This is a genomic window from Bradyrhizobium sp. Leo170, assembly GCF_004296405.1.
Taxonomy (GTDB): Bacteria; Pseudomonadota; Alphaproteobacteria; order Rhizobiales; family Xanthobacteraceae; genus Bradyrhizobium.
Window position 1 is genome coordinate 1 of the sequence record NZ_PSRR01000503.1, and the last position, 4223, is coordinate 4223.

Consider the following 4223-nt stretch of genomic DNA (forward strand, 5'->3'; position numbering starts at 1 on the left):
GAAAAGTGGGTACTAGTCGCCTCCCGCAGTGGTGAATGCAACCCAACACAATTGAGCAAAATACGGTTCCATTTTGCTTAATTTTAGTGTCGCGCGGAAATCTTGCCGCAAGCTGGTCGGAAGCAGCGGTGGACGTATATTCAGGATCCTTTCCTGATAATGCATTGATATTTTTCAATTTTTGTTTTGGGAAGGGGGCCCTTCAACCCGATTGAGACTGCGCGATCTGCTCGGCGCGACTGGTCGACCCGGGCGATTGGGTGGTGCTCCCGCTGTTCAACGGCCTTCGCGAGCGCCTTGCTGGCGCCCGCCTTAGCGCGTATCGACACCGCGTTCCCAAGATCAAGTTGGGGGTAAAGCGCAGTCCGAAATAACAAAATCAATGACTTACGGATTTATCCGATCTCTTTATCGCTCCAGAAGACTGATTTGGGAACATCGATGAAATCCCTGGTTTCACTCTGCCTTTGGCTTGCCGCTTGCTGTTACCCAGTACTTGCTCAAGCGGAGTCTCCCGCGGCCATGATCTCCGGCTATCGCGCCCAGCACGGGGAAGGGCGAGTGGTGCTGGATGCGACACTCACGCGAATTGCGCACGAGCAAGCCGCGGCGATGGCGTCAAAGGACAAGCTCGACCACGACGTCCTCGGCCCCTTCAACTCGCGCGTCCACTCATCGGGCGCGGCCCGGGCGGCAGAAAACATCGCCTACGGCTATGACAGCTTCCCAAAGACACTCGACCAATGGATCAATTCGTCCGGACATCGACGAAATCTCCTGTTGCACAACGCCTCGCGCGTTGGCGTCGCCAGTGTCAAGAGTTCGACCACCGGGCGCACCTATTGGGCCATGGTGATTGCCGGCGACTATGAACGTCCCAAGGTGGCGAAGAACTCGCCGAAAAGCTCAAAGCAGGCGACAGTTGCCAAGCCCAAATCCCGCGCCGTGGAGGCCTGTCGTCTGAAAATTCTGAGCATCTGCCTCTGATCCAGGACGATCGATGTTGGATAGTCGTGGAGCGAGGGAAAAGAGCCCTTGCCGGGGGCTTGGTCGGCTCCAGAGCGTTGGCACTCCGGAACTGCCCAACCTCCGTGATTAGGAGAACCGGTTGTCATTGCAACTGACGAAGGGGGTTGAGCGGACCAAGCGGAATCAACTCGAAGCTCATGAGATGAGCTTGGCCCAAAGGCAGCTTTTCAAGCATCTCATTGGCGGCTGCGGGATCCGTGACGTTTAATATGAACGCCACGCCGGCACGTCCCTGTAGCGAATACCATTGGTCAATCTTGCCGTCCAAGTAAAGCTTCACGGTCTCCCGGACTTCCGTCGGGAGGATCGCGCGTACGGCCGCAAGATCGACACCGGGATTCACGGTGCCGATCGCAAGGATTCGTGTGGTGGGCGTCGGCGGGGCTGCGAGCTGCGCGTGCCCGATGCCTACACTCGTCAGGCAGATGATCAACGCAGCGAGGCCGGAAGCGAGCGTGATTTTCGTCTTGGTCATTTTCATTGTCCTTTCCTCATGCGCTTCTCTGTTCTACTGCGTCCAACTCGGGGGACGCCCGCTTGTCAAAGACTTGTGGCGCGGCCGGTCTTATTGAAAGGCCGCCCGATGCTTCTCGACGAACTCGGCGACCGATTGCGGCTTGCGGCCGGTGATCTTCTCGACCACGTCGTTCGTTTCGGCCATCTGCCCGTCGTGATGCATCTCGGCGATCGCATCGAGGGGCTATTCAAGATGAAGGACGGGTCTGTCGTCGAGGCTGAAGCCTTTCTCGATCTCGTCGCCTATCAGCAGGTCGTCGACAACAACGAGCCGCGCCAGCAATAGGCGGCCATAATGAACCTCGCCTGGGCCAGTCGCTTCGTGTCCTCCGACGCGGAGCGGCCGCCCGGTCCCAACTCAACACACGTATGAAATGAGGAGTTCGGCCATGCAGCGCGCCTTTGCAGCCATGATCGCGACAACGCTCCTGATCGCACCCGTGCGGGCCGAGGAAACAGAATTGAAAGCCAATCACCACCCCTATGTCGGCCTCTGGGTTACGCAGAACGGCCACATCCGTCACGAACTTCTGCCGAACGGCCGCTACGTTGAAGCGCGAGGGACGCGCGAGCGTGCCTACGAGGGGCGTTACGAAGTGACCGGCACGCACATCGAATATTGGGATGATACTGGCTTCACCGCTGACGGCGAATTCATCGACGATGTTCTGCATCACGCCGGGATGATCCTCTATCGCCGGTAACGCAGGGGCTCATCCGTTGCGCAACGCTCACGACGATCCCGAAAGCGGTCGTCCGTTTAAGCCTTTAGGGCACAATTGCGAGATCGTGTGGCTGCCGGCTACGAAGCTTTGCCATTCCGCCAGGCATCGCACTCGGCGAAGATGCGCGAGACCTCGGCCATGTTCTCGCTTCCCCAAGTGCACAGCGGCACGAGCGCTTCAGCGAGGCTGCGGCCAAGCGGGGTGAGCGCATAATCCACGCGCGGCGGGACTTCCTTATAGTCGGTCCGTTTGACGACATCGTCGGCCTCCAGTTCCTTCAGTTGCTGGATCAGCACATTGTCGCTGACGCCACGGACGGCCCGCTTCAACTCGCCGTAACGGTTCGGACCACAGAGGGCTAGGCCGCAGGCCCACGTCAGCAGAGTGACAATCTGGCAGTGCAAGACCCGACGATGGTCTATCCCCGGCGGTATCACGAGGCCGTCTATGGGCGGCGGTATCGGCGTCCGGAATGGCCGGACGAGCAATCCAGGCCGATCGGCGGCATTCGGCTGTGATTTCAGTTCGCGGGAGGGGGTGACATTTGAAATTGCGCGCTACACCAACGGCGCAAGTTCGGTCGATAATATCGACCACGGCACCGGCAACAGCGTCGGCACGGCGACCGCGCAACACGGATATTGACCCCAGAGCCGATGCGGAGAAATTGGGGCAACGCCTGGCTAGACCAGTTCGTAGAGAACATCGGCAACGCCAGCGCGATCCAACCGTTCGAGCTACACGTTCGGCCTCGACTGAGCTGATCGACATGAACTGTTTTTCCCGGGAACTGCTCGAGCAGTGGATCAGGGATGCTCACGCAGTGTCCGTGCGCTCCTTCACGGTCGCCGAGAACATTCTTCGAGGCCAAGAGCGCGCACTAGAAGCGGATCCAGCGAAACTTTCGTTCATGCAAGCTGAAAAGCCGAGCGGGCAGCCGAATTAGGCGCACACCATGGCAGGCAACGATACAGCAACTCTCGTCGTCGCTCTATCGGCGCAATTGACCCGCTTTGAGCGGGCCGGGACATGAAGCGGGCCGGCGATATTGCCGACAGAATGCAACGCCTTCGGGATCATTCTCCTCGAACCACGTCTCGGCGGCGTCTTGGTTCAAAACCATTCTCGCCGAATCCTCTCGTGAAGGCCCATGATGTCATCGCGAGTACTTCTTCTGGCGCTCTCTTCGTTGACACTATGCTTTAAACCTCACGACTTCTTCAACGTAACCGCGACGCATCCAGTACGGGTATCGCTCAACTCGCAATGTGTTGCCACTGTAGAGATCACGAACGGTAAACGGATTGCCTTCGTGATTGATCGATAAAAAGACGCCGCATCGCTTCTCAATGAAACGCCAATACGTTGTTGCAGTTGCGCGGTCGATTTCAGTGAGCGAGTCTGCATTAAGCACAACATCGAAATGCCCCTCCAACTCGGTCAGGACTCTATCTGGTACGATTTGAAATCCGTCGCGTTTTTCACCATGGAGGCGAACGGTACTCTCGCCTAGCGTAGTCCCGAGGAAATGGGCTTGTGCAACATTCGACAGCGGGATGTCTATTCCAACGTAATTCCCAACCCCGAACAGCTTGAGATAAAACGCTGTACGACCGAGGCCGGGGCCTATCTCCAGTACCCGAGGAGTTGTCGCGAGGTTGACCGCACGCCATGCTTGATAGATCGCCTGAATGGTCCGGTAACTCACAATGCCGCGTGATGTGGCTAGACCTACCTCGCCGGCATAAGGATTAGGGAAGGCCACGCGTACACCGAAATGATCGTCTAGCTTCGAAAGGATATTTTCAATACCTGGATCCAGGTCGCTGTGGTGACCATAGTTCTCTGGGTTCGCGAGACGGATCGCACCAACGGATTCGGCGAGCCTGCGTAGGTTGTCGTAGAGCCATTCTGACGTCTTAACCAGTGCAGAGGCCGGGTCCGTTCTGCCTT

The 4223-nt window shown here is 57.8% G+C and carries 6 protein-coding genes and 1 pseudogene; 4 read left to right on the plus strand and 3 right to left on the minus strand.

Going from position 1 to position 4223, the window contains the following annotated elements:
• Positions 1 to 441 precede the first annotated feature (441 nt).
• Entirely contained in the window at positions 442 to 987 is a 546-nt protein-coding gene (locus tag CWO89_RS41370) for a CAP domain-containing protein (protein WP_130583999.1), read from the plus strand.
• A gap of 124 nt (positions 988 to 1111) precedes the next feature.
• Here the strand turns inward: CWO89_RS41370 and CWO89_RS41375 are convergent, their stop codons facing one another.
• Positions 1112 to 1510, minus strand: coding sequence for a hypothetical protein (locus CWO89_RS41375; RefSeq protein ID WP_245476813.1), 399 nt, complete (start codon positions 1508 to 1510; stop codon positions 1112 to 1114).
• 219 nt (positions 1511 to 1729) lie between these two features.
• On the opposite strand from CWO89_RS41375, the pseudogene CWO89_RS49300 reads away from it, so the two are divergent.
• Positions 1730 to 1831, plus strand: a pseudogene (locus CWO89_RS49300) (nuclear transport factor 2 family protein); the annotation flags it as partial.
• Between the two features lie 88 nt (positions 1832 to 1919).
• Positions 1920 to 2249 carry an Atu4866 domain-containing protein gene (locus CWO89_RS41385; protein ID WP_130584000.1) on the plus strand — a complete coding sequence of 110 codons (330 nt, stop codon included), beginning with the start codon at positions 1920 to 1922 and terminating at the stop codon, positions 2247 to 2249.
• A gap of 98 nt (positions 2250 to 2347) precedes the next feature.
• Here CWO89_RS41385 and CWO89_RS41390 read toward each other — a convergent pair whose 3' ends face one another.
• A complete protein-coding gene (locus CWO89_RS41390; RefSeq protein WP_207234682.1) occupies positions 2348 to 2707 on the minus strand; it encodes a winged helix-turn-helix transcriptional regulator in 360 nt (119 codons plus the stop codon).
• Positions 2708 to 2717: 10 nt separating this feature from the next.
• Here CWO89_RS41390 and CWO89_RS46460 point away from each other — a divergent pair, with 10 nt between their 5' ends.
• Complete coding sequence (locus CWO89_RS46460; RefSeq protein ID WP_165421549.1) at positions 2718 to 2915, plus strand: hypothetical protein; 198 nt, start codon at positions 2718 to 2720, stop codon at positions 2913 to 2915.
• A gap of 550 nt (positions 2916 to 3465) precedes the next feature.
• Here the strand turns inward: CWO89_RS46460 and CWO89_RS41395 are convergent.
• Positions 3466 to 4223, minus strand: a 758-nt coding sequence (locus CWO89_RS41395) for a putative sugar O-methyltransferase (RefSeq protein ID WP_130584001.1), incomplete at its 5' end; no start/stop codon positions are given.